Origin of the sequence: Streptomyces sp. NPDC006739, assembly GCF_042869815.1 — a bacterium.
Lineage (GTDB): Bacteria > Actinomycetota > Actinomycetes > Streptomycetales > Streptomycetaceae > Streptomyces.
This window is the reverse complement of sequence record NZ_JBIAGM010000012.1, coordinates 153,502-177,395: the sequence shown is the minus strand read 5'-3', so window position 1 is coordinate 177,395 and position 23,894 is coordinate 153,502. Positions and strand designations below refer to the sequence as shown.

The 23,894-nt window shown below is 69.9% G+C and carries 21 protein-coding genes; 2 read left to right on the top strand and 19 right to left on the bottom strand.

The window, feature by feature from the left end:
* Positions 1-135: 135 nt before the first annotated feature.
* The 11 genes from ACFYMM_RS24220 to ACFYMM_RS24170 all read right to left on the bottom strand — a co-directional run bounded on the left by ACFYMM_RS24220 (position 136) and on the right by ACFYMM_RS24170 (position 12,176).
* Positions 136-975: a shikimate dehydrogenase gene (locus ACFYMM_RS24220; protein WP_388389883.1), complete on the bottom strand. Its 840-nt coding sequence runs from the start codon at positions 973-975 to the stop codon at positions 136-138.
* A complete protein-coding gene (gene mltG / locus ACFYMM_RS24215) occupies positions 956-2,677 on the bottom strand; it encodes an endolytic transglycosylase MltG (RefSeq protein ID WP_388389881.1) in 1,722 nt (573 codons plus the stop codon). The genes ACFYMM_RS24220 and mltG overlap by 20 nt, the downstream gene beginning before the upstream one ends.
* Positions 2,678-2,801: 124 nt before the next feature.
* Positions 2,802-3,266, bottom strand: a complete 465-nt coding sequence (gene ruvX / locus ACFYMM_RS24210; RefSeq protein ID WP_388389879.1) for a Holliday junction resolvase RuvX — start codon at positions 3,264-3,266, stop codon at positions 2,802-2,804.
* An 8-nt stretch (positions 3,267-3,274) separates the two neighbouring features.
* Positions 3,275-5,947, bottom strand: coding sequence for an alanine--tRNA ligase (gene alaS, locus ACFYMM_RS24205; RefSeq protein ID WP_388389877.1), 2,673 nt, complete (start codon positions 5,945-5,947; stop codon positions 3,275-3,277).
* On the bottom strand, positions 5,947-6,303 hold the full coding sequence (locus ACFYMM_RS24200) for a hypothetical protein (protein WP_388389875.1): 357 nt from the start codon (positions 6,301-6,303) through the stop codon (positions 5,947-5,949). The genes alaS and ACFYMM_RS24200 overlap by 1 nt, the downstream gene beginning before the upstream one ends.
* Before the next feature lie 7 nt (positions 6,304-6,310).
* On the bottom strand, positions 6,311-6,757 hold the full coding sequence (locus tag ACFYMM_RS24195) for a DUF948 domain-containing protein (protein WP_388389873.1): 447 nt from the start codon (positions 6,755-6,757) through the stop codon (positions 6,311-6,313).
* 205 nt (positions 6,758-6,962) lie between these two features.
* Positions 6,963-7,577 (bottom strand): 30S ribosomal protein S4, encoded by a 615-nt coding sequence (gene rpsD / locus ACFYMM_RS24190; protein WP_388389870.1) that lies wholly within the window; start codon positions 7,575-7,577, stop codon positions 6,963-6,965.
* A gap of 312 nt (positions 7,578-7,889) precedes the next feature.
* Positions 7,890-9,299 carry a replication-associated recombination protein A gene (locus ACFYMM_RS24185; protein WP_388389868.1) on the bottom strand — a complete coding sequence of 470 codons (1,410 nt, stop codon included), beginning with the start codon at positions 9,297-9,299 and terminating at the stop codon, positions 7,890-7,892.
* 43 nt (positions 9,300-9,342) lie between these two features.
* Positions 9,343-9,999 (bottom strand): vitamin K epoxide reductase family protein, encoded by a 657-nt coding sequence (locus ACFYMM_RS24180; RefSeq protein ID WP_388389865.1) that lies wholly within the window; start codon positions 9,997-9,999, stop codon positions 9,343-9,345.
* A gap of 193 nt (positions 10,000-10,192) precedes the next feature.
* The gene (hisS, locus tag ACFYMM_RS24175; protein WP_388389863.1) at positions 10,193-11,455 is read right to left on the bottom strand and encodes a histidine--tRNA ligase; all 1,263 of its coding nucleotides are present in this window, start codon (positions 11,453-11,455) and stop codon (positions 10,193-10,195) included.
* Positions 11,456-11,468: 13 nt separating this feature from the next.
* Entirely contained in the window at positions 11,469-12,176 is a 708-nt protein-coding gene (locus tag ACFYMM_RS24170; RefSeq protein ID WP_388389861.1) for an MBL fold metallo-hydrolase, read from the bottom strand.
* 181 nt (positions 12,177-12,357) lie between these two features.
* On the opposite strand from ACFYMM_RS24170, the gene ACFYMM_RS24165 reads away from it, so the two are divergent.
* Positions 12,358-13,188, top strand: coding sequence for a peptidylprolyl isomerase (locus ACFYMM_RS24165; protein WP_388389859.1), 831 nt, complete (start codon positions 12,358-12,360; stop codon positions 13,186-13,188).
* A 144-nt stretch (positions 13,189-13,332) separates the two neighbouring features.
* Positions 13,333-14,562: a DUF349 domain-containing protein gene (locus ACFYMM_RS24160; RefSeq protein ID WP_388389857.1), complete on the top strand. Its 1,230-nt coding sequence runs from the start codon at positions 13,333-13,335 to the stop codon at positions 14,560-14,562.
* A 76-nt stretch (positions 14,563-14,638) separates the two neighbouring features.
* Here the strand turns inward: ACFYMM_RS24160 and ACFYMM_RS24155 are convergent, their stop codons facing one another.
* The 8 genes from ACFYMM_RS24155 to ruvC form a co-directional block, all read right to left on the bottom strand.
* A complete protein-coding gene (locus ACFYMM_RS24155; RefSeq protein ID WP_388389855.1) occupies positions 14,639-17,152 on the bottom strand; it encodes a RelA/SpoT family protein in 2,514 nt (837 codons plus the stop codon).
* Positions 17,153-17,370: 218 nt separating this feature from the next.
* Entirely contained in the window at positions 17,371-17,910 is a 540-nt protein-coding gene (locus ACFYMM_RS24150) for an adenine phosphoribosyltransferase (RefSeq protein WP_388389853.1), read from the bottom strand.
* Positions 17,907-19,016: a protein translocase subunit SecF gene (gene secF, locus ACFYMM_RS24145; RefSeq protein ID WP_388389851.1), complete on the bottom strand. Its 1,110-nt coding sequence runs from the start codon at positions 19,014-19,016 to the stop codon at positions 17,907-17,909. The genes ACFYMM_RS24150 and secF overlap by 4 nt, the downstream gene beginning before the upstream one ends.
* A 3-nt stretch (positions 19,017-19,019) precedes the next feature.
* Positions 19,020-20,849: a protein translocase subunit SecD gene (secD, locus tag ACFYMM_RS24140; protein ID WP_388389850.1), complete on the bottom strand. Its 1,830-nt coding sequence runs from the start codon at positions 20,847-20,849 to the stop codon at positions 19,020-19,022.
* A gap of 141 nt (positions 20,850-20,990) precedes the next feature.
* Positions 20,991-21,488, bottom strand: coding sequence for a preprotein translocase subunit YajC (yajC, locus tag ACFYMM_RS24135; RefSeq protein WP_388389848.1), 498 nt, complete (start codon positions 21,486-21,488; stop codon positions 20,991-20,993).
* A 167-nt stretch (positions 21,489-21,655) separates the two neighbouring features.
* The gene (gene ruvB, locus ACFYMM_RS24130) at positions 21,656-22,723 is read right to left on the bottom strand and encodes a Holliday junction branch migration DNA helicase RuvB (RefSeq protein ID WP_388389846.1); all 1,068 of its coding nucleotides are present in this window, start codon (positions 22,721-22,723) and stop codon (positions 21,656-21,658) included.
* 26 nt (positions 22,724-22,749) lie between these two features.
* Positions 22,750-23,355 carry a Holliday junction branch migration protein RuvA gene (gene ruvA, locus ACFYMM_RS24125; protein ID WP_388389844.1) on the bottom strand — a complete coding sequence of 202 codons (606 nt, stop codon included), beginning with the start codon at positions 23,353-23,355 and terminating at the stop codon, positions 22,750-22,752.
* The gene (gene ruvC / locus ACFYMM_RS24120; RefSeq protein WP_388389841.1) at positions 23,352-23,891 is read right to left on the bottom strand and encodes a crossover junction endodeoxyribonuclease RuvC; all 540 of its coding nucleotides are present in this window, start codon (positions 23,889-23,891) and stop codon (positions 23,352-23,354) included. The genes ruvA and ruvC overlap by 4 nt, the downstream gene beginning before the upstream one ends.
* Between the last annotated feature and the right edge of the window lie 3 nt (positions 23,892-23,894).

The window sequence follows — 23,894 nt, the reverse complement described above, 5'->3', positions numbered from 1 at the left end:
CCCTGCGTACGCGAATCCTCGCGTACGGCGACGGCGCGACCGGGTGCGCGGCCCGGGCCCGCCACCTCCGATCCTCCCACGTCCGCCGCCCGGATCCGGCGGCCGGTCCAGCAGGCGGACGTGTGAGAAGGGCGTTCAGCGCCCGGCGAGCGCCTTCTCCCCGGCCCGCCGCATGGCCTCCAGCGGGGCCGGGGCGCGTCCGGTCATCTGTTCGACCTGGAGTACCGCTTGGTGGACCAGCAGGTCCAGGCCGCCGACGACGGCGCCGCCGTACATGGACCAGCGGGCGGCGAGGGAGGTCGGCCAGGGGTCGTAGAGCACGTCGAAGAGGGCGGCGGGCCGCTCCGGTACGGCGGCGGCGAGCGCGTCGGTGGTGCCGGCGGGGGTGGTGGCGATCACCAGGGGGGCGTGCAGCGCCTCGGCGGCGTCCGACCAGTGGGCGGTACGGAGGTCGACGTCGAGGCGCTCGCCCCAGCGCCGCATCTCGGCGGCCCGGGCCTCGCTGCGGACGTAGGCGACGACCTCCCCGGTGCAGATCCGGGCCAGGGCGGCGAGCGCGGAGGACGCGGTCGCGCCGGCGCCGAGGACGGCGGCGGAGTCGACCTGTTCGATGCCGTGCTCGCGCAGGGCGGCGACCATGCCCGGGATGTCGGTGTTGTCGCCGAGGCGACGGCCGTCCTCGGTGAGGACGAGCGTGTTGACCGCGTCGACCGAGGCGGCGGTCTCACTGATCTCGTCGACCAGCGGGATGACCGCCCGCTTCAGCGGCATGGTGAGCGACAGCCCCGCCCACTCGGGCCCGAGCTCTTCGAGGAAGCCGGGCAGGGCGGCCTCGTCGACCTCGAAGCGCTCGTACGACCAGCCGGCCAGACCGAGCTCGTCGTACGCCGCCCGGTGCAGCACCGGGGACAGCGAATGGGCGATGGGCTTACCGAGCACGGCGGCCCGGCGGGCGTCAATTGCCCGAGCTGGCATTGAACTTTTCCTTGAGTTTCTGGAATTCCTGGTAGGTCTTGGCGAATTCGGTGTTGTTCACACCGTCGGTCGCCACGAAATAGATCCAGCCGTCGTGCGTCGGATTCAATGCCGCCTTGAGCGCGTCCGGGCCGGGGTTTCCGATCGGACCGGGCGGAAGGCCCTTTTGGGTGTAGGTGTTGTACGGGTCCCGGTTGCTGTTGATCTGGGACTCGCTGATGTGGATGTTGCTCTGGCCCTTGAGGTAGTTGAAGGTCGAGTCGAACTGCAGCAACTGGTTGGTCTCGGTGTTCGTGGGCTTGAGCCGGTTGTAGACCACTTCGGCCATCTTGCGGAAGTCGTCGTGCGTCTTGCCCTCGGCCTGGACCAGGCTCGCGACCGTGATGAGCTGGAACGGACTGTCCAGGTTGAGCGCCTGGGCCTTCGCCGCGAGGCCGTAGGCCGCGTACCGCTCCTTGGCCTGGGCGACCATCTGCTTCAGGATCACCTCGGGCTTCATGCCCTTCGCCGCGGGATAGGTGTCCGGATAGAGGAAGCCCTCCAGCGGGTCCATGATCTTGCTGTTGTTCTGCGCCCAACTGGGCAGACCGAGGCTCTTGTATTCCGCGCGGGCCACCTTCCTGGTGGTTCCCGCGGAAAGCTCCAGTTTCTTGTCGAGTGCCACATAGACGGCGGCGGCCCGCTCGCCCGGGGTGACGATCACGTTGTTCTGGCTCTTCGGGTCGAGCATCATCCGTACCGCGCTGGCCGCGGACATCTGTTTCTTCAGCAGATAGGCACCCGCCTGGACATTGTCGCCGCCGGGTGTCTGCTTCTGCGCGGAGACGAACGCGCCGGCGCTCTTGACGACGCCGGCCTTCTCCAGCAACTGGCCGATCTCCAGGCCGCCCGCACCCTTGGGGATCTGGACGGTGACGGTCTCGGCGAGACCGGAGCCCGTGTAGTCGGGGGGCGTGCCGAAACGATTTTGGTAGAAGTGGTACCCGAAGTATCCGACCGTGCCCAGGCCGCCGCCGAATACCAGGCAGACCACCAGGCAGGCGCAGCCGTTGCGGCTCTTCTTCTTCGGCTTGCCGCCCTTGGCGCCCTTGCCCCGCCGGTCGCGCCGGCCCTTCGGGTCGTCGTCGAAGTCGTCCTCGTCGTCCTCGCCGCCACCCGCGAAGAACGCGTGTTCACCCTGGTCGGGGCCCGGGTCCCAGTCGGTCTCGGCCTCGGGGTCCGGGTGCGGGTCCAGCTCGGGACGCCTGCGACCGGGCGGCTCCGGCGGCGGATAGGCGTCCTCGGTGCCGTAGAAGTCGGGCTGTTCGCCGCCGTACGCCATCGGCTGCTGGCCGTAGGGGTCGCCCGGGTCGGCGGGGTACGGGACATGGCCGTGGGCGCCGGTCGCGTCCCAGCCGCCCTGGTGGTGGTACTGCTGCTGGGCATGGCCGGCGTACTGCTGGTCGTACTGCTGGTGTCCCTGGCCGTCGGCATGGTGGAGACGGCCCTGCTCGTCGTAGTACTGGTACTGCTGCTGGTCGTACCCGGACTGCTGCTCCTGGCCCCAGTCACCGTGCTGCGCCTGCTGTGGATGGTGCTGCTGGCCGCCGTAGGCAGGCTGATGACCCACGTGGGCCTGCTGCCCTTCCCATCCGCCGTCCCCGTACAACGGGTCCTCCGGATGCCACGGTTCGGAGCCTGGGCCCCGGCCATACTCAGTCATCGATCCCCAATAGAGCCGCGAGGCCGACGGTCGCGCGGCAGGTGGGCCGGCTTCCGTTCCGCCTCTTGCTGTGCTCCGGCTGTTCGAACACCGGCGCATCGCGCGGAACGTTACCGTATCGCGATCAGATGACCACTTCGACGCCTTCGCCGGGTGCTTTACCTGACACCCGTTCGGATTCCAGGGCCTGCTGCAAAATGATGACGGCGGCGGCCTGGTCGATCACGGACCGGCCCTTCTTCGACTTCACCCCCGAGGCGCGCAGTCCCTGACTGGCCGTCACGGTCGTCATCCGCTCGTCCACCAGGCGTACCGGCACCGGGTCGATGCCCTTGGCCAGCTCCTGAGCGAAGGCGCGGACCTTGACCGCGGCCGGGCCCTCGCCCCCCTTGAGGGAGCGGGGGAGACCGACGACGACCTCGATCGGTTCGTACTCCTCCACCAGTTGACGCAACCGGCGGTGCGCGGCGGGGACGTCCCGGCCCGGGACGGTCTCCACCGGAGTGGCGAGAATCCCGTCGGGGTCGCAGGAGGCGACCCCGATCCGGGCGTCCCCGACGTCGATCGAGAGTCGACGCCCCTTGCGCATGAGATCGCTCACTTCGCCGTCTCGGTGACAAGACGCTCGACGGCGTCCACGGCCTCCCCGACCGCGGCCGGGTTCTGGCCGCCGCCCTGGGCGACGTCCGGCTTGCCGCCGCCGCCGCCGCCGAGGGTCTTGGCGGCCGTGCGGACCAGGTCGCCGGCCTTGAGGCCGCGCTCGCGGGCGGCCTCGTTGGTGGCGATCACCGTGAGGGGCTTGCCGTTGTTGACCGTGAAGAGGGCGACCACGGCGGCCCGTCCGCCCTGGATGCGGCCGCGCACGTCGAGGACCAGCTTGCGCAGGTCGTCGGGGGTCGTACCGTCCGGTACCCGGCCGGTCACCACGGCGACCCCGCGGATGTCCTTCGCGGACTCGACGAGACCGGCGGCGGCCTGCAGCACCTTCTCGGCGCGGAACTTCTCGATCTCCTTCTCGGCGTCCTTCAGCTTGCCGAGCATCGCGGAGACCTTCTCCGGCAGCTCCTCCGGGCGGCCCTTGATCAGCTCCTGGAGCTGGGCGACGACCGTGTGCTCGCGGGCGAGGAAGTTGTAGGCGTCGACACCGACGAGGGCTTCGATACGGCGCACACCCGAGCCGATCGACGACTCGCCGAGCAGCTTGACCAGGCCGAGCTGGGCGGTGTTGTGCACGTGCGTGCCGCCGCACAGCTCCTTGGAGAAGTCGCCGATGGTCACGACGCGGACCCGCTCGCCGTACTTCTCGCCGAACTCGGCGATGGCGCCCTGCTTCTTGGCGTCGTCGATGCCCATGATCTCGGCGTGGACGTCGAGGTCGCGGGCGAGCACCTCGTTGATCTTCTGCTCGACGTCGGTCATCACGGCCGTCGGAACGGCGGACGGCGAGCCGAAGTCGAAGCGGAAGCGGCCGGGCTGGTTCTCGGAACCGGCCTGGGCGGCCGTCGGGCCGAGGGCGTCGCGCAGGGCCTGGTGGGTGAGGTGGGTGGCCGAGTGGGCGCGGGCGATGGCCTTGCGGCGGCGGTGGTCGATCGAGGCGTGTGCCTTGGCGCCGACCGTCACCTCGCCGACCTGGACGACACCCTTGTGGACGTACACCCCGGGAACCGGCTTCTGGGTGTCACGGACCTCGATGACGGCACCGGAGTCGACCCTGATCCGGCCGGTGTCGCCGATCTGGCCGCCGCCCTCGGCGTAGAACGGGGTGCGGTCCAGGACGATCTCGACCTCGTCGCCCTCGGTGGCGGCGGGCGAGGACGTGCCGTCGACGAGGATGCCGACGATCGTGGTCTCGCCCTCGGTGTCCGCGTAGCCGATGAAGTCGGTCTCGCCGGTCCTGTCGGCGATCTCACGGTAGGCGCCGGCGCCGGCGTGCCCGGTCTTCTTGGCCTGGGCGTCGGCCTTGGCGCGCTCCCGCTGCTCCTTCATCAGGCGGCGGAAGCCGTCCTCGTCCACGGACAGCCCCTGCTCGGCGGCCATCTCCAGGGTGAGGTCGATGGGGAAGCCCCAGGTGTCGTGGAGCAGGAACGCCTTGTCGCCGGCCAGGACCGTGCCGCCGGAGGCCTTGGTCTCGGTGACGGCGGTGTCGAGGATGTTGGTGCCGGCCTTCAGCGTCTTGAGGAATGCGTTCTCCTCGGCGACGGCGACCTTCTCGATGCGCTCGCGGTCGGTGACCAGCTCCGGGTACTGCTGACCCATCATGGCGATCACCGTGTCGATCAGGTCGAGCACGACCGGACCGGTGGCGCCCAGCAGCCGCATGTTGCGGATGGCGCGGCGCATGATGCGGCGCAGCACATAGCCGCGGCCCTCGTTGCCGGGGGTCACGCCGTCGCCGATGAGCATCACCGAGGTGCGCATGTGGTCGGTGACCACGCGCAGCGAGACGTCGGAGTCGTGGGCGTCGCCGTAGGCCACGCCGGTCAGCTCGGTGGCCTTCTTGATGACGGCCATGGAGGTGTCGATCTCGTACATGTTCTGCACGCCCTGCAGAATCATGGCGAGGCGCTCCATGCCGAGGCCCGTGTCGATGTTCTTGCTGGGCAGCTCGCCGAGGATCTCGAAGTTGTCCTTGCCGATGCCCTCGCCGCGCTCGTACTGCATGAAGACGAGGTTCCAGATCTCCACGTACCGCTCGTCGTTGACGGCGGGGCCGCCCTCGACGCCGAACTCGGGGCCGCGGTCGTAGTTGATCTCGGAACAGGGTCCGCAGGGTCCGGGGACGCCCATGGACCAGTAGTTGTCCTTCATGCCGAGGCGCTGGATGCGCTCCTTGGGCACCCCGACGACCTCGTGCCAGATGCGCTCGGCCTCGTCGTCGTCCTTGTAGACGGTGATCCACAGACGCTCGGGGTCGAGGCCGTAACCACCCTTGTCCTGGGGCGTGGTGAGCAGCTCCCAGGCGTAGGTGATGGCGCCTTCCTTGAAGTAGTCGCCGAAGGAGAAGTTGCCGCACATCTGGAAGAAGGTGCCGTGCCGGGTGGTCTTGCCGACCTCTTCGATGTCGGGCGTGCGCACGCACTTCTGCACGCTGGTGGCGCGGGCGAAGGGCGGCTTGACCTCACCCAGGAAGTACGGCTTGAAGGGCACCATGCCGGCCGGGACGAGCAGCAGAGTCGGGTCGTCCGCGATGAGCGACGCCGAAGGGACGACGGTGTGACCGCGCTCCTCGAAGAAGCTCAGCCAGCGGCGGCGGATCTCGGCCGACTCCATCAGTGGTCCTCATTCCGGTTGTACGAGTACGTCGTGTTCTCGATGTGCTCGGGGTACTTGGGGGTACTGCGGTTGTTCTCGATGGCGGTGTACCGCCGGGCCGCGGGGAGTTCGGGGTCGGTGTCGATGCCCAGCGCCTCCCCCAGTTCGGCCTCCCGCTGGGCCATGTTGTCGCGGACGTCGAGCGCGAAGCCGACCGCGCGGTCCTTGATCCGGTGCCCCGTCTCGAGCGCCTTGTTGGCCGCGCTGACGGCGAGGTTCTCGGGCGTCAGCTGCTTCAGCTTGCGGTTGACCTTGGTGGTGGCCCACACACCGGCGGCGACACCCGTGCTGAACCAGAACGTACGGCGGAACATCGCTTGGTCAGTCCCTCTTCCCACGGAAGTTTCGCTTGCCCCGCCGCGCGGCCGGCACGGTCCGGCCCACGATCACGGTACGCCCCGGTGCCTTCTCGGGCACGTCCTCCCTGCGGCCGCCCAGGGCGCGGCGCACGCCGTAGCCGAAGGCCGCGACCTTGACCAGCGGCCCGCCGAAGGTGGAGGCGACGGTGGTCGACAGGGCGGAGGCGTTCGACGTGACCTCCTGGACGTCGGAGGCGATCGCGTCGACGCGGTCGATCTGGGTCTGCGCGGAGCGCACCGCCTGGGAGGCGTCGGCGAGCAGGGGGACGGCCTGGTCGGTCACGTCCGCGACGAGCTTGGTGGTCGCCTTCAGCGTCTGGGCCAGCCTCGCCAGTGCGACGGCGAGGAAGGAGACCAGGATCGCCCAGAAGACGGCCACCAGGATCCCGGCCACCTCTCCACCGGACACCTGGCACCTCTTTCGGCAGCGTTTCTCTCGGCAGCGTCGGGCTTCACCACGTCGGGCTCCGTCGACGGGCCCGGTCAGTGTGGAAGCCATCTCCGAGGCGAGCCTATCGCGCTGCGGGCAGGGGTCCGTACCGCATTGCGCGCATGCGAAAGCCCGCCGCCCCATCCGCCCGGAGGGCGGGGGGACGACGGGCCGGGCTCGCTGGTCAGCGGGCGTAGTACTCGACGACGAGCTGCTCGTCGCAGATGACCGGAACTTCCTTGCGGTTCGGCTCGCGGTCCAGGCGGAACGCCAGGGCCTTGAGGTTCACCTGCAGGTAGCGCGGGGTCTCGCCGTCGGGGGCGAAGCCACCCTCACGGGCGATCTGGAAGAGCGTCTTGTCCTTGGACCGGTCGCGGACCTGGATGACGTCGTCCGGGCGGACGCGGAAGGAGGGCTTGTCCACCTTCTGGCCGTTGACCTGGATGTGGCCGTGAACGACCATCTGACGGGCCTGGTAGATCGTGCGGGCGATGCCCGAACGCAGGACCAGCGCGTCGAGACGGCGCTCCAGCTCGACGATCAGGGCCTCACCGGTCTTGCCCTGAACCTTGGAGGCGCGCTCGTAGGCACGGACCAGCTGACGCTCGGAGAGGTCGTACTGCGCGCGCAGACGCTGCTTCTCCAGGAGACGGACCTTGTAGTCCGAGTTCTGCTTGCGGCCACGGCCGTGCTCACCCGGCGGGTAGGGGCGGGCCTCGAAGTACTTGACGGCCTTCGGGGTCAGCGCGATGCCGAGGGCACGCGACTTCTTGACCTTGGGGCGGGACTGGTTCGCCACTGTCTTGTGTCTCTTTCCGTTATTTTCGGCTTGTCAGGGTTGAGGGAGGTCGCATCCGCAGCCGAGGAAACCCGCCCCGTCCTCGTCCTGACGGACTGCTGGACTGGGTGGGCAGCCGCTCCCCTGGTCTGGGCACATACGTGCAGCACGCGAGTGGCCCACCGACCGGTCCCGTCGTACGACGAGTGGTGGTGGGCTGCCCGCGACACCTATCGACGGTGCGCGACGCTCCTGGAACCCGCTGGGGGTTCCGGTCGGCTGTCCCGCTCTGACTGCGCGGGACTCGACACTCCGAGGAAGTCTACAGGGTGCTCAGGACCGCTTCCTCCCGAGGTGCTTCCGCGTCCACTCCACCGCGTCCGCGTACCGCGCCTCCGCGCCGTGCCGGGTCGGCGTGTAGTACTCGCGGTCCCTGAGGGCGTCCGGGGCGTACTGCTGCTCGGCGATGCCCTCGGGCAGGTCGTGCGGATAGACGTATCCCTGCGCGTGCCCGAGCTTGGCGGCGCCCTTGTAGTGGCCGTCGCGCAGGTGCGGCGGGACGGAACCCGCCAGTCCCTTCTTCACGTCCTCCAGCGCGGCGCCGATCGCCGTGGTCGCGGCGTTCGACTTCGGGGCCAGGGCGAGGGCGATGGTGGCGTGGCTCAGGGTGAGGGCGGCCTCGGGGAAGCCGATCATGGCGACGGCCTGGGCGGCGGCGACGGCTATGGGCAGGGCGTTCGGGTCGGCCAGGCCGATGTCCTCGCTCGCCGAGATCATCAGACGGCGGGCGATGAAGCGGGGGTCCTCGCCGGCCTCGATCATGCGGGCCAGGTAGTGCAGGGCCGCGTCGACGTCCGAGCCCCTGATGGACTTGATCAGGGCGCTGGCCACGTCGTAGTGCTGGTCGCCGTCCCGGTCGTACTTGACGGCCGCCCGGTCGACGACCTCCTCCAGGGTCGTGAGGGAGATCTCCGACTCGCCCTTGTCGAGGGCTGCCCCCGCGGCGGCCTCCAGGGCGGTCAGGGCACGGCGGGCGTCTCCGCCGGCGATGCGCAGGAAGTGGTCCTCGGTGTCCTCGGGGAGGGCGACGGCGTCCTTGAGGCCGCGTTCGTCGCTCAGCGCCCTTCTCAGGAGCCCCCGGACGTCGTCGTCGGTGAGGGGTTCGAGGGTGAGGAGGAGGGAGCGGGACAGCAGCGGGGAGATCACCGAGAAGTACGGGTTCTCCGTGGTCGCCGCGATCAGCGTCACCCAGCGGTTCTCGACCGCGGGGAGCAGGGAGTCCTGCTGGGCCTTGCTGAAGCGGTGGATCTCGTCCAGGAAGAGGACGGTCTCCTTGCCGTAGCCGCCGGTGGCGCGGCGGGCGCCGTCGATGACCGCGCGGACCTCCTTGACGCCCGCGGTGATCGCCGACAGCTCGACGAAGCGCTTGTCGGTGGCCTTGGAGACGACGTACGCCAGGGTCGTCTTGCCGGTGCCGGGCGGGCCCCAGAGGATCACCGAGGACGGTCCGGCGGGTCCCACCCGTCTCCCACCACCGCCCTTGCCGGCGGGGCCTGCGGCCCCGCCCCTCTGGTCCGCGCCATCGCCGACCAACCGGCGCAGGGGCGAGCCCGGCTTGAGCAGGTGCTGCTGGCCCACCACCTCGTCCAGGGTGCGCGGGCGCATCCGGACCGCCAGGGGACTTCCGGTCGGGTCCTTCTCCTGGCGGTCTTCTGCGGCTGCGGTGAACAGGTCGGGCTCCACGCTGAAACCCTAAATCACCGCACTGACAACGCGGTCGGCGCTGTCAGCTCGTCCAGAAGTCCCACCAGCGGGTCAGCACCAGCATGCCGATGATGCCGACGTGCAGCACGGGAACCACCCAGGTGAACTCGCCGAAGAAGCTCTTCAGCCAGTTCGGGGCGGGGAGCAGGCCGTTGCGGACGTTGGACGAGGTCACGTACCAGAACATGGTGATCGTGGCGACCCAGGCCAGCGAGCACCACAGGCACAGGGCGTTGATCCGGTACAGGGACTGGAACTGCAGCCAGGTGACGAAGCAGACACCGAAGAGCGTGCCGAAGTTGAAGGTCAGCCAGTACCAGCGGGGGAAACGGGCCCGGGCGAGCAGGCTCATGCCGACGCAGATGACGATGCCGTAGCAGACCAGGCCGAGCATCGGGTTGGGGAAGCCGAAGACCGCGGCCTGCTTGGACTCCATGACGCTGCCGCAGGAGACGACCGGGTTGAGGCTGCAGCCGGGGGTGAAGGTCTTGCCCTCGACCTTGGCCTCGAGGAGCTTGAACTTGTCGATCGTGATGACCCAGGCGGCGAGCAGACCGGCCGCACCGGTGATCACCAGCAGCAGGGCGAAGGCCCGGCTGCCGCCCACCGATCGCGCCGCGTCGGCGGCTCGGTCGGGCCCGGGCTCGGTGGAGACGTCCTTGACTGTCGTCTTGCTCATCACGCCGATTCCGTCACTTGAGAGTCGGACCATCTTCGGGCAGGGGTCATTGTGCCGCACGCACATGTGTGTCCACCGTTCGCTGGACATAAGGACGTACGCACGGTGAGGCCTGACCGTTCGGTTCAGGCCTCTGCCCGGGCATCGGCTGACAGGGTGAACCGGCACCCCTGGGGTTGACCGCCCGTGGGCGTCAGCCCAGCCGGGACTCCAGTTCCGCCACGATCTCGTTCACGCCGACGGCCGACTGCTCGCCGGACTCCATGTCCTTGAGCTGGACGACGCCCTCGGCGAGGTCGCGTTCGCCGGCGACGACCGTGTAGCGGGCCCCGCTGCGGTTGGCGTTCTTCATCGCCCCCTTGAGGCCCTTGGCGCCGTAGGAGAAGTCGGCGGCGACGCCCAGCTTGCGCAGCTCCGTGACCTTGCCGAACAGCACCCGGCGGGCCTCCTCGCCGAGCGGCACCGCGAACACGCTGGTGGACGCGGGCAGTCGCAGTTCCACGCCCTCCGCCTCCAGGGCCAGCACCGTACGGTCGACACCGAGGGCCCAGCCCACGGACGGCAGCGCGGGGCCGCCGATCATCTCCGAGAGGCCGTCGTAGCGTCCGCCGCCGCCGACCGCGGACTGGGAGCCGAGTCCGTCGTGCACGAACTCGAAAGTGGTGCGCGTGTAGTAGTCCAGTCCGCGCACCAGCTTCGGGTCGTCCTCGAAGGCCACGCCCGCCGCGGTGATCAGCTCGCGGACCTCCTCGTGGTACGCCTTGCAGGCGTCGCACAGGTAGTCGCGCAGCAGGGGCGCGCCGGTCAGCTGCTTCTGCACCGACTCGCGCTTGTCGTCCAGCACTCGCAGGGGGTTGATGTCGACGCGCCGACGCGTGTCCTCGTCCAGGTCGAGGGCGCCCAGGAACTCCTGGAGCGCGGTCCGGTACAGCGGACGACACTCCCTGTCGCCGAGCGAGTTCAGCAGGATGCGGAAGTCGCGCAGTCCCAGTGAGCGGTACGCCTGGTCGGCCAGGATGATCAACTCGGCGTCCAGGGCCGGGTCCTCGGCGCCGATCGCCTCGGCGCCGACCTGGGAGAAGTGGCGGTAGCGGCCCTTCTGGGGACGCTCGTAGCGGTAGTACGAGCCGGAGTACCAGAGCTTGACGGGGAGGTTGCCCGCCTTGTGCAGGTTGGCCTCCAGCGCGGCGCGCAGCACGGAGGCGGTGCCCTCGGGACGCAGGGCGAGCTGGTCGCCGCCCTTGGTCTCGAAGGCGTACATCTCCTTGGTCACGATGTCGGTGGACTCACCGACCCCGCGCGCGAACAGTTCGACGCTCTCGAAGCCGGGGGTCTCGATGTAGCCGTAGCCGGAGTTGCGCAGCGGGGCCGCGATGGCCTCGCGGACCGCCAGGAACTTCGCGCTGTCCGGCGGGATCAGGTCGTATGTGCCCTTGGGGGCCTTGAAGGTGCTCACGGGATGTCTCTCGTCACATTCCTCGTCGGGGAGCGTCCGCGCTCCCGAGGCCGGCGGCCACCTGCCGCAGATAGGGGTTGGTGGCGCGCTCCTGGCCGATGGTCGTCTGGGGACCGTGTCCGGACAGGACCACGGTGGAGTCGTCGAGCGGCAGGCACACGCGGGCCAGCGACTCGAGGATGTCCTCCGTGGAGCCACCCGGCAGGTCGGTGCGTCCGATGGAGCCGGCGAAGAGCAGATCGCCCGAGAAGAAGACCGACGGGATGTCCGCGGCCTCGGGCATCTGGAAGGTCACCGACCCCTTGGTATGGCCCGGAGCGTGCGCGACGGAGAACTCCAGCCCGGCCAGCGCGAGCCGCGCGCCGTCGGTCAGTTCCCGGACGTCGTCCGGCTCCCCCACCGTCAGTTCGCCCATGAGCGGCATCCCGATGGAGCGTCCGAGAGCCTTCTCGGGGTCGCTCATCATGTACCGGTCCGAGGGGTGGATCCAGGCCGGTACCTCGTGGGCACCGCACACCGGGACGACCGAGGCCACATGGTCGATGTGGCCGTGGGTGAGGACGACGGCGACGGGCTTGAGCCGATGCTTCTTCAGCGCTTCCTCGACGCCTTGGGCGGCCTGGTGGCCCGGGTCGATGATCACGCACTCCTCACCGGCGGCGGGGGCGACGAGATAACAGTTCGTCCCCCAGGCCCCGGCGGGGAACCCGGCAATGAGCACGATCGTCCTTCGTTGTGTCGATACGGGTGCGCGTCCCAGGGGGTCGCGCCTGGGATCAGAGCCTACCGGCGCTGCCGTTTCCTCAGCGAACCCATATACGGTACGGGGCTACACGCGGCTGTCGGCTCACAGGACGCACGCGTACCGGTCGGCAACACGACACGCATGAGGAGAGAACCCGGTGGTCACCCAGGAGCAGCGGCGGCGTCAGCTCGCCCGGGAGAAGTTCTTGCGGCAGCAGCAGCGGCGTACGTCCGCGCGGCGCAAGGCACGCATGCGCAACTCCGTGATCGCGTCGGTCCTCGGCGTGATCGTGATCGGCAGCGTCGCGCTGTACACGACCGGGGTGCTGAAGAACGACGGCAAGAAGTCCAGCGCCGCCTCGGACACCACGCCCAGCGCCTCGCCGAGCAAGGCCCCCAGCAAGGCTCCGGACCCCTGCCAGAAGCCCGCCGCGGGCTCGGTGCAGAAGCTGAGCTGGAAGAGCGAGCCGTCGATGACGATCGACACGTCGGCGAAGTACACGATGACGCTGGCCACGACCTGCGGTGACATCGGCATAGCGCTGAAGACGTCGGCGGCCCCGCACACCGTGAACTCGTTCGACTTCCTGGCGGGCAAGGGCTTCTTCGACCACACCAAGTGCCACCGGCTCACCACCAACGGCATCTACGTGCTGCAGTGCGGCGACCCGACGGGCACCGGCAGCGGCGGGCCGGGCTACACGATCCCGGACGAGAATCTGAAGGACAAGAGCCTCAAGGGCAACGTGTATCCGGCGGGCACGGTGGCGATGGCCAACACCGGCCAGAAGCACACCGGCGGCAGCCAGTTCTTCCTGGTCTACCAGGACAGCCAGTTGCCGCCCAGCTACACGCCGTTCGGCACGATCGACGCGGGGGGCCTGAAGGTCCTGAAGAAGATCGCCGCCGCGGGCGAGAGCACGGGCCAGGGCGACGGCGCCCCGAACGCGACGGTCGTGATCAACAAGGCGACGGTCACGAAGTCCTGAGGTCCTGACCGGCGGACAGCGGAATTTCGGTCGCGCTGGATGCGGACAGGCAACCCGCTGGTCGCCTATGTTGGCCGTGACGAAACTGTGGACGATGCCCGGGGGTGCTGAGGCCCTCCGCAGGCATCATGTGGAGGAGGCGCTGTGAGCAGCGACCCGTGGGGCCGCGTCGACGAGACGGGGACCGTGTACGTGCGTACGGCCGACGGCGAGCAGGTCGTCGGTTCCTGGCAGGCCGGCTCCCCCGAGGAGGCGTTGGCCTACTTCGAGCGCAAGTACGAGGGCCTGGTGGTCGAGATCGGCCTCCTCGAGAAGCGAGTGCGCACCACCGACCTGTCGGCGAAGGACGCGCAGGTGGCCATCGGGCACCTGCGCGAGCAGGTCGACGCGCACCACGCGGTCGGCGATCTGGACGCGCTGCGGGCGCGGCTGGACAAGCTCGTGGAGACGGTCGAGGCCCGTCGCGAGGAGCGCAAGCAGCAGCGGGCGAAGCAGTCGGACGAGGCCCGGCACTCCAAGGAGGCGCTGGTCGCCGAGGCGGAGGAGCTGGCGCAGTCCGACCAGTGGCGGGCGGCCGGTGAGCGGCTTCGGGCGCTGGTGGACACCTGGAAGGGGCTGCCGCGGCTGGACCGCAAGTCGGACGACGAGCTGTGGCACCGTTTCTCACACGCCCGCTCGGCGTTCTCCAAGCGGCGCAAGGCGCACTTCGCGCAGCTGGACGCGCAGCGCGAGGACGCCCGCAAGACCAAGGAAAGGCTGGTCGCGGAGGCCGAGGCGCTGTCCGGTTCGACGGACTGGGGCCCCACGGCGGCCCGTTACCGCGAGCTGATGGCGGACTGGAAGGCCGCGGGCCGCGCCCAGCGCGAGCACGAGGACGACCTGTGGAACCGCTTCCGCGGCGCCCAGGACGTGTTCTTCGCCGCCCGCAGCTCGGTCTTCGCCGAGCGGGACGCGGAGCAGTCGGAGAACCTCAAGCTGAAGGAGGAGCTGGCCGAGGAGGCCGAGAAGCTCCTGCCGATCACGGACCTGAAGGCAGCCCGGGCCGCCTTCCGTTCGATCAACGAGCGCTGGGAGGCCATCGGTCATGTGCCGCGTGACGCGCGGCCGAAGGTCGAGGGCCGGATGCACGCGGTCGACCGGGCGCTCCAGGACGCCGAGGAGACCGAGTGGCGCCGGACGAACCCGGAGGCGCGCGCGCGTGCCGAGGGTCTCACCGGTCAGCTCCAGGCCGCCGTGGACAAGCTGAGGGGCCAGATCGAGCAGGCGCGCGCCCAGGGCAACAACGCCCGGGCCGACAAGCTGGAGAGGGAGCTGGAGGGCCGTCAGGCACTTCTGGACCAGGCTCTGAAGGGTCTGCAGGAGTTCGGCGGCTAGCAGCCGGCTGGCAGCGCCGAGCCCGTTCACGTGAGAGGCCCCGTACGGCGTCGTACGGGGCCTCTGGCGTGCGCTGTCACGAACGGCTGCGCGCCGACGTGACGCGGTAGACGTCGTAGACGCCCTCCACGCCCCGGACGGCCTTCAGGACGTGGCCGAGGTGCTTGGGGTCGCCCATCTCGAAGGTGAAGCGGGAGGTGGCCACGCGGTCGCGGGAGGTCTGGACGGCCGCGGAGAGGATGTTGACGTGCTGGTCGGACAGGACGCGGGTGACGTCCGAGAGGAGCCGGGAGCGGTCCAGCGCCTCGACCTGGATGGCGACCAGGAAGACCGACGACTGGGTGGGCGCCCACTCGACGTCGAGGATCCGCTCGGGCTCACGGGACAGTGACTCCACGTTGACGCAGTCGCTGCGGTGAACCGATACACCGCTACCGCGCGTGACGAAACCGATGATCGGGTCGCCCGGCACCGGCGTACAGCAGCGGGCAAGCTTGACCCACACGTCGTCGACGCCCTTGACGACGACGCCCGGGTCGGCGCTGGAGCGCCGCTTGCGGCCGCGGCCGCGCGACGGCGGCACGCTCTCGTCGATCTCCTCGGTGGCCGCCTCCTCGCCGCCGAGCGCCTGCACCAGCTTCTGTACGACGTTCTGCGCGGCGACATGGCCCTCGCCGATCGCCGCGTACAGCGCGGAGATGTCGGGGTAGCGCATCTCGTGCGCCAGCGTGACGAGCGAGTCGCCGGTGAGGATCCGCTGGATCGGCAGGTTCTGCTTGCGCATCGCCCGGACGATGGCGTCCTTGCCCTGCTCGATCGCCTCGTCGCGGCGCTCCTTGGAGAACCAGGCGCGGATCTTGTTGCGGGCGCGCGGCGACTTGACGAAACCCAGCCAGTCGCGGGACGGCCCCGCACCGGCCGCCTTGGAGGTGAAGACCTCCACCAGGTCGCCGTTGTCCAGGGTGGATTCGAGCGGGACGAGGCGGCCGTTGACCCGTGCTCCTATGGTGCGGTGGCCGACCTCGGTGTGGACCGCGTAGGCGAAGTCCACCGGGGTGGCCCCGGCCGGGAGCGCTATGACGTCGCCCTTGGGCGTGAAGACGAAGACCTCGTTGCGGGACAGGTCGAAGCGCAGGGACTCCAGGAACTCGCCGGGGTCCTCGGTCTCCTTCTGCCAGTCGAGGAGCTGGCGCAGCCAGGCCATGTCGTTGAGGTGGTCGTCCTTGCCCTTGCCGGACGACCTGGGCGCGTCGCTGCGCACCTTGGAGGCACCGGCGACGGCCTCCTGCTTGTACTTCCAGTGCGCGGCGATGCCGTACTCGGCGCGGCGGTGCATGTCGAAGGTGCGGATCTGCAGTTCGACCGGCTTGCCGTTGGGGCCGATGACCGTCGTGTGCAGCGACTGGTACATGTTGAACTTGGGCATCGCGATGTAGTCCTTGAACCGGCCGGGGACCGGGTTCCAGCGCGCGTGCACGGTGCCGAGGGCCGCGTAGCAGTCCCGGACCGTGTCGACGAGGACACGGATGCCCACCAGGTCGTAGATCTCCGCGAAGTCGCGACCGCGGACGATCATCTTCTGGTAGACGCTGTAGTAGTGCTTCGGGCGGCCGGTGACGGTCGCCTTGATGCGGGCGGCGCGCAGATCGGCCTGCACCTCGTCGGTCACTATGGCGAGGTACTCGTCACGCTTGGGCGCACGCTCGGCCACCAGCCGGACGATCTCGTCGTACATCTTCGGGTAGAGGATCGCGAAGGCGAGGTCCTCCAGCTCCCACTTGATGGTGTTCATGCCCAGGCGGTGGGCGAGCGGCGCGTAGATCTCCAGGGTCTCGCGCGCCTTCTTCTCCTGCTTCTCGCGCTTGAGGTAGCGCATGGTGCGCATGTTGTGCAGGCGGTCGGCGAGCTTGATGACCAGGACGCGTGGGTCCTTGGCCATGGCCACGACCATCTTGCGCACGGTCTCGGCCTGCGCGGCCTCGCCGAACTTGACCTTGTCCAGCTTGGTGACGCCGTCGACGAGCAGGGCGACCTGGTCGCCGAAGTCGCGGCGCAGGTCGTCGAGGCCGTACTCGGTGTCCTCGACCGTGTCGTGCAGCAGGCCGGCCATGAGGGTGGCCGGGTCCATGCCCAGCTCGGCGAGGATGGTGGTGACCGCGAGGGGATGCGTGATGTACGGGTCGCCGCTCTTGCGCTTCTGTCCCCGGTGCCAGCGCTCGGCCACCTGATAGGCGCGCTCGATCTGCCGCAGGGTCGCGTTCTCGATCTTCGGGTCGTTGCTGCGCACTATCCGCAGCAGCGGCTCCAGCACCGGGTTGTACGGGTTCGCGCGCTGCACGCCGAGCCGGGCGAGCCGGGCCCGGACGCGGTTGGAGGAGCCGGTGCGGGCGCTCTGGCCGGCCGAGGGGCGCACGGGCGGGGGTTTGGGGCGCGAGGCCTCGGGAGTCTTCTCGACGGGCGCGGACGGGGCGTGCTCGACCGTCCCGCGGGTGTCGTTCTTCGCGTGCGACGCGTTCGGCGCGGGCTTGGCCGCGGAAGCCGAGGCGGGCTCGGGCTTGGCGGCGGTCAGTGGCTGGGCCTCGTCTGGCAAGAGGACTCCTCGTGCGCGATCCGGGTCCCCCGGTCAGGCTCCGGAGACCCCATGGTAGCGAGCCTGAGCTTCGGCATCGCCCTCAGACGGATGTGAGGACCGTCTACTCGGGAAACAAGTGGGACCTCCGCCGGATTCCAGCTGCCCGCGACAACGCGGACGGCCGTCCCGTGGTGCGGGGGACGGCCGTCCGCGTGAGTGGACCCGGACAGGCTGGATCAGACCTGGAGGAGAGCCTCCAGCGGTGCCCCGTCCAGGGCTGGCTCGAGTCGGGCCCGGCCGGCCAGGAAGCCCAGTTCCATCAGGACCGCGACACCGGCGACCTCGGCCCCGGCCCGGTGGATGAGCTGGATCGCGGCCTCGGCGGTGCCTCCCGTGGCGAGGACGTCGTCCACGATGAGGATCCGGTCACCTGCGGTCAGGTCCTCGGCGTGCACCTCGATCTCGGCCGACCCGTACTCCAGGTCGTAGGCCTGGCGGAGGGTGGCTCCGGGGAGCTTGCCCGCCTTGCGTACGGGGATGAAGCCGAGGCCCGCGCGGACGGCGACCGGCGCGCCCAGGATGAAGCCGCGGGCCTCCAGCCCGACGACCTTGGTGGCGCCGGTGCGCTCGGCGGTCTCCGCGAGGGCGTCGGTGAGGGCGGTGAACGCCGCCGGGTCCGCCAGGAGCGGGGTGATGTCCTTGAACATCACGCCCGGCTCCGGGTAGTCCGCCACGTCCCGGATGCGGCTGGACAGCAGTTCTTCGATGTCGGTCATCGGCGCTTCCCGGAGGGTCGGCCACGGCCGCGGTTGCGGGACGCGGTCTGGCTGCGGGGGCCGACGACGGCGGGTGCGGCGTCCTCGTCCTCGTCACCGTGCACGGAGCGGGTCCCGGGCAGCTCCTCCTCCGCCGCGGACTGTGCCCGCTTGGCCAGGACGCGCTTCTTGAGGGCCCTCATCTGCGGCTCGCGTTCCTTGAGGTCGGCGACGAGCGGTGTGGCGATGAAGATCGAGGAGTACGCACCGGCCGCGAGGCCGACGAACAGCGACAGCGAGATGTCGTTGAGGGTGCCGGCGCCGAGGAAGCCGCCGCCGATGAACAGCAGGCCCGCCACCGGCAGCAGCGCGACCACCGTGGTGTTGATCGAGCGGACCAGGGTGCCGTTGATCGAGCGGTTGGCGATGTCGCTGTACGTCCAGCGGGTCTGCTTGGTGATGTCCTTCGTCTGCTCCTTGAGGCTGTCGAAGACGACGACCGTGTCGTAGAGCGAGTAACCGAGGATCGTCAGCAGACCGATGACCGTACCGGGGGTGACCTCGAAGCCGACCAGGGCGTAGATACCGGTCGTGATCGTGATGTCGTGGATCAGCGCGACCAGTGCCGCGACGGCCATGCGCCACTCGAACGCGATCGCCAGGTAGATCACCACGAGGACCATGAAGATCGCCAGGCCCTCCCAGGCCTTGTTGGCGATCTGCTGGCCCCAGCTGGGGCCGACCAGGTCGGCGGCGAGCTTCTCCGGGTCGATGCTCAGGTCCTTGGCCAGCGTCTGCTTGATCTGGTCGGACTTGCCGGTGTCGAGGCCGGCGATCTGGATGCGCAGGCTGCCGTTGCCGAGCTTCTGCACGATCGCGGCGTGGCCGGAGGCCTCCTTCGCGAACGTCTCCGCCTGGGTCACCGAGGTGCTCATGTGCGTCGGTGTCGTGAAGACCGCGCCGCCCTTGAACTCGATGCCCATGTTCAGGCCGCGCACCGCCAGGCCCAGGATGGCCGTGATGGTGATCAGGATGGAGACGCCGTACCAGATCTTGCGGTGGCCGACGAAGTCGTAGCTGATCTCGCCGCGGTGCAGTCGGGCGCCGAGGTTGCCGAGTTTCGACATCGATCAGGCCTCCTTCGTCTCGACAGGGCCGGCTCCGTGACCGGCGGGACGGCGGGTACGGCGCAGCGGCGCCTTGGCGCCCAGGCCCTTGGGATCGAGGCCGGACCACTTGTGGCCGTCCGCGAAGAACTTGCGGCGGGCGAGCAGGGTCATCAGCGGCTTGGTGAAGAAGAAGACCACGACCACGTCGAGCACGGTGGTCAGACCGAGGGTGAACGCGAAGCCCTGGACCTTGCCGACGGTGACGATGAACAGCACGGCGGCGGCGAGGAACGACACGAAGTCGGAGACCAGGATGGTGCGCCGGGCACGCGGCCAGGCCCGCTCCACGGCGGGGCGCAGGGTGCGGCCCTCGCGGATCTCGTCCCGGATGCGTTCGAAGTACACGATGAACGAGTCCGCGGTGATACCGATGGCCACGATCGCACCGCAGACCGCGGGCAGGTTCAGTGCGAAGTGGATGGCCGGGCCGAGCAGCGCCATGATCACGTAGGTGAGGATGCCGGAGACCAGCAGCGAGGCCATCGCGACGAGCGACAGGCCGCGGTAGTAGACCACCAGGTAGATCACGACGAGCGCGAGACCGATCGCTCCGGCGAGCAGGCCCGCGTGCAGCTGGTCACCGCCGAGGGCGGCGGTCACGGTGGTGACGCTCTGTTCCTGGAAGGAGAGCGGCAGGGCGCCGTAGGACAGCATGTTGGCCAGGCTCTGGGCCTCCTGCTGGGTGAAGCTGCCGGAGATCTGTGCCTGGCCGCCGGTGATGGACTGCTGCACGTACGGGCTGGAGACGACCTCGCCGTCGAGGACGATGCCGAACTCGTTCTGCGGCTGCTGCTGCTTGGCCAGCTGGGCGGTGATGTCGGCGAACTTCTTGGATCCGCTGCCGTTGAAGTTCATCTGGACCTGCCAGCCGGAACCGCCCTGGGTGTCGAAGACCGCCTGGGCCTTCTTCACCTCGGTGCCGTCCACGGCGGCCGGGCCGAGCAGGTACTTGTACCAGACCTTCTTGATCTGGCCGCAGGCCACGGTGGACTCGCCGGGCTTGGCGTTCTTGCCGGCGGTGGCCCGGGCGGCGGGCTTGGCGCAGTTCAGGGCGCTGTACTCGGCCTGGAGCTTCGCCGCGTCGGCGGCGATGCCGCCGGAAGGGGCCGTGGACGGGCTCGCGGAGGCCTTGCCCGTGGAGGTCTTGGAGCCCGTCGAGGTCTTGGGGCTCGCGGACGCGGAGGACGAGGGCGTGGAGCCGGCCTTGAGCGCGTCGGTGACCGGGCGGCCCTGCGAGGTGGCCGTGGCCGTCGGGGACCCGGTGGTCTTCGGGGACCCGGTGGAGGACGAGGACGCCTTCTGCTTCGAGGAGGCACTGGCCGACGGGCTCGGCGCGGTGCTGCCACCGGAGGAGGCGCTCGGCGACGGGCTCGGGGTCGGGGCCCCGGTGCTGGGCTCGGTGGCCAGGACCGGGCGGAAGTACAGCTTGGCGGTGGTGCCGACCTGCTGCTGCGCCTGCTTGGAGTTGGTGCCCTTGGGGATGTTGACGATGATGTTGTCGTTCCCCTGGGTCTGCACCTCCGCCTCGGAGACGCCGAGGCCGTTGACCCGGCGGTTCATGATGTCGACCGCGGTGTCCATGTTGGCCTTGTTGATCGCGGACCCCTGGTCGGCCTTAGCCTTGAGCGTGATGCTCGTACCGCCGGCAAGGTCGATGCCGAGACGCGGGGTGGTGTTCCCGGAGATGAACATGCCTCCGGTGAGCGCCCCGATGGCGATCAGGATGAGGGCCAGCGTGCGCCCCGGCTTGCTCTGGGAACTCGCGCTCCGGCCCTTCTTAGGTGCTGCCACCTTCTCGTACTCCCTCTCGGGCCGCCCCGCGCCGGGTCGGCGCGGTCGGCCATGACATGGTGTCGGGATCCCGTCCGGGAAACAGACGCGCCCGGGGTGCTCGGGCCGCGAACCTATCGCGGCGTGCTCCCCGGGACGTGACTACTTCGCGCCGGATTCGCCGTCGGTCTTCTTCGGCTCCTCGTCCGACGTGGCCTCGGCGGCGTTCGCCTTCTCCTCGGCCTCGTCCTTCTTGCCGAGGTCGACGGCCTTGTCGTCGGAGGCGGCGGCAGCGTCGGCGGCAGCGGGCTCGTCGGTCTCGGTGAGGGAGGAGGCATCGTCGGGGACGATGTCGGTGTCGGACTTCAGGTCGTGCTCGATGCCGTGCACGATGCGGTTGTACTCGTCGTCGCTGAGGACGGCGCCGATCGCGTTCTTCGCGAAGAGGAGGTCCACGCCCGGGCCGGCGTCGAGGAGGACGGTCTCCTCGTTGACTTCCTTGACCGTCGCGTAGATCCCCCCGATCGTGCGGACGCCGGAACCGGGCTGCATCTCGTTCCGCATGTTGGCGGCCTGCTGCTGCTTCTTCTTGGCCGAGCGCGTCATCAGGAACATGGCCGCGATGAGAACGATGAAGGGGAGAAGGGTCAAGGTATTCACGGGACGGAGTTTCCTTCGCGCGACCGCGACGGAGAGCGGCCTATGGGATGGGGGTGTGGGCTGCGCCGCCCGCAAGGGCGGCATCGGCGGAGTCTAAGCGAGTCCGCGCGCATGGAACAACGCTCAGCATGGCACCTGGGTTCCTGCCCCGGCCAATGCCCTCGCCGTCACGCCCCGAACAAGTCCTGTTGTCCCTTTCCCGCGGCCGTGCGGGGCGGGGTGAGCCCGAGGTGCGCCCAGGCGGCGGGGGTGGCGACCCGTCCGCGCGGGGTACGGGCCAGCAGGCCCTCGCGGACCAGGAAGGGCTCGGCGACCTCCTCCACGGTCTCGCGCTCCTCCCCCACCGCGACGGCGAGGGTGGACAGGCCCACCGGACCGCCGCCGAACAGCTTGAGCAGGGCTTCCAGTACCGCGCGGTCGAGGCGGTCCAGGCCCCGGGCGTCGACCTCGTACACGGCGAGGGCGGCCGCGGCGATCTCGCGGGTGACGATCCCGTCGGCCTTGACCTGCGCGTAGTCGCGTACCCGGCGCAGCAGGCGGTTGGCGATGCGGGGCGTGCCCCGGGAGCGGCCCGCGATCTCGGCGGCGCCGTCGGTGTCGATCTCCACGTCCAGGAGGCTCGCTGAACGGTGGATGACCCGCCGCAGTTCGGTGGGCTCGTAGAACTCCATGTGCGCGGTGAAGCCGAAGCGGTCGCGCAGCGGGGGCGGCAGCAGACCCGCGCGCGTGGTGGCCCCGACCAGGGTGAACGGGGGCAGCTCCAGGGGGATGGCGGTGGCGCCGGGGCCCTTGCCGACGATGACGTCGACGCGGAAGTCCTCCATCGCCATGTACAGCATCTCCTCGGCGGGCCGCGACATGCGGTGGATCTCGTCGAGGAACAGGACCTCGCCCTCCTGGAGGGAGGAGAGGATCGCGGCGAGGTCGCCGGCGTGCTGGATGGCGGGGCCCGAGGTGATGCGGATGGGGGCGCCCATCTCGGCCGCGATGATCATCGACAGGGTGGTCTTGCCGAGGCCGGGCGCGCCGGAGAGCAGTACGTGGTCGGCGGTGGCGCCCCGCGCGCGTGCGGCGCGCAGGACGAGGTCGAGCTGTTCGCGGACCTTCTCCTGGCCGATGAACTCGCCCAGGTCCTTGGGGCGCAGGGCGGCCTCGACGGCCTGGTCCTCACGGTCGGCGACAGGGCCCACCAGCCGCTCTTCGGCGGGGGTGTCGGTCGTGTCGTCCCAGTTCATGTGATGTGCCTCGGAGGTCGGGTCGGTCAGCGGGCGCGGTTCAGGTTCTGCAGGGCGGCCTTCAGCAGCTGGCCCACCTGGGGCGTCGGGCCGGCCGCCTCGGCCTGCGGGGTCACGGCGGCCACGGCCTCGTCGGCCTCGCGGGTGGCGTAGCCGAGGCCGATCAGCGCGGCGTGCAGCTGGTCGCGCCAGCCGCTGACGGCGGGCGTGCCGACGACGGGCGCGCCGATCGGCTCACCGAGCCGGCCCTTCAGCTCCAGCAGCAGTTTCTGGGCGCCCTTCCGGCCGATGCCGGGGACGGCGATCAGTGCCTTCTCGTCCCCGGTGGCGACGGCCCGGCGCAGCGCGTCCGGAGCGTGCACGGCCAGCATCGCCTGGGCGAGTCTGGGGCCGACGCCGCTCGCGGTCTGCAGCAGCTCGAAGACCTGGCGCTCGTCGTCGTCGGCGAAGCCGTACAGGGTGAGCGAGTCCTCGCGTACGACGAGGGAGGTGGCGAGCTTGGCCGGCCGGCCGAGGCGGAGCGTGGACAGGGTGTTCGGCGTGCAGTGGACGGCCATGCCGACACCGCCGACCTCGACCACTGCGGCGTCCGGGGCGAGTGCGGCGACCGTGCCGCTCACGAAGGCGATCATGCCGTACGGCCTTTCGGGGTTCTGGCTGCGTGCAGGGCGACGGCCTGCTGGAGTCGGTTCTGGGCGGGGGCGCGCCAGATGTGGCAGATGGCGAGCGCGAGGGCGTCGGCGGCGTCGGCGGGTTTCGGGGGCGCGTCGAGCCGGAGCAGACGGGTGACCATGGCGCCGACCTGGGCCTTGTCGGCGCGGCCGCTGCCGGTGACGGCGGCCTTCACCTCGCTCGGCGTGTGCAGGGCGACCGGGATGCCCCGGCGGGCCGCGCAGAGCATCGCCACGGCGCTGGCCTGGGCGGTGCCCATCACCGTACGGACGTTGTGCTGGCTGAAGACGCGCTCGACGGCGACATATTCAGGCCGGTGTTCGTCCAGCCACTGTTCGATGCCCTGCTCGATGGCGACGAGGCGGTGGGCCGGCTCGGCGTCCACGGGCGTGCGGACGACGCCGACGCCACGCATGGTCAGCGGGCGTCCCGCGACCCCCTCGACGACGCCGACCCCACACCGGGTCAGCCCGGGGTCCACCCCCAGTACGCGCACCGC

Coding starts and splice junctions, on each gene's coding strand:
- mltG (WP_388389881.1), bottom strand. CDS start 2,677: ATGACTGAGTATGGCCGGGGCCCAGGCTCCGAACCGTGGCATCCGGAG.
- ruvB (WP_388389846.1), bottom strand. CDS start 22,723: ATGAACTGGGACGACACGACCGACACCCCCGCCGAAGAGCGGCTGGTG.
- ruvX (WP_388389879.1), bottom strand. CDS start 3,266: ATGCGCAAGGGGCGTCGACTCTCGATCGACGTCGGGGACGCCCGGATC.
- ACFYMM_RS24180 (WP_388389865.1), bottom strand. CDS start 9,999: ATGAGCAAGACGACAGTCAAGGACGTCTCCACCGAGCCCGGGCCCGAC.
- ACFYMM_RS24220 (WP_388389883.1), bottom strand. CDS start 975: ATGCCAGCTCGGGCAATTGACGCCCGCCGGGCCGCCGTGCTCGGTAAG.
- ACFYMM_RS24150 (WP_388389853.1), bottom strand. CDS start 17,910: ATGACCGACATCGAAGAACTGCTGTCCAGCCGCATCCGGGACGTGGCG.
- ACFYMM_RS24200 (WP_388389875.1), bottom strand. CDS start 6,303: ATGTTCCGCCGTACGTTCTGGTTCAGCACGGGTGTCGCCGCCGGTGTG.
- alaS (WP_388389877.1), bottom strand. CDS start 5,947: ATGGAGTCGGCCGAGATCCGCCGCCGCTGGCTGAGCTTCTTCGAGGAG.
- ruvA (WP_388389844.1), bottom strand. CDS start 23,355: ATGATCGCCTTCGTGAGCGGCACGGTCGCCGCACTCGCCCCGGACGCC.
- secF (WP_388389851.1), bottom strand. CDS start 19,016: ATGTCGAAACTCGGCAACCTCGGCGCCCGACTGCACCGCGGCGAGATC.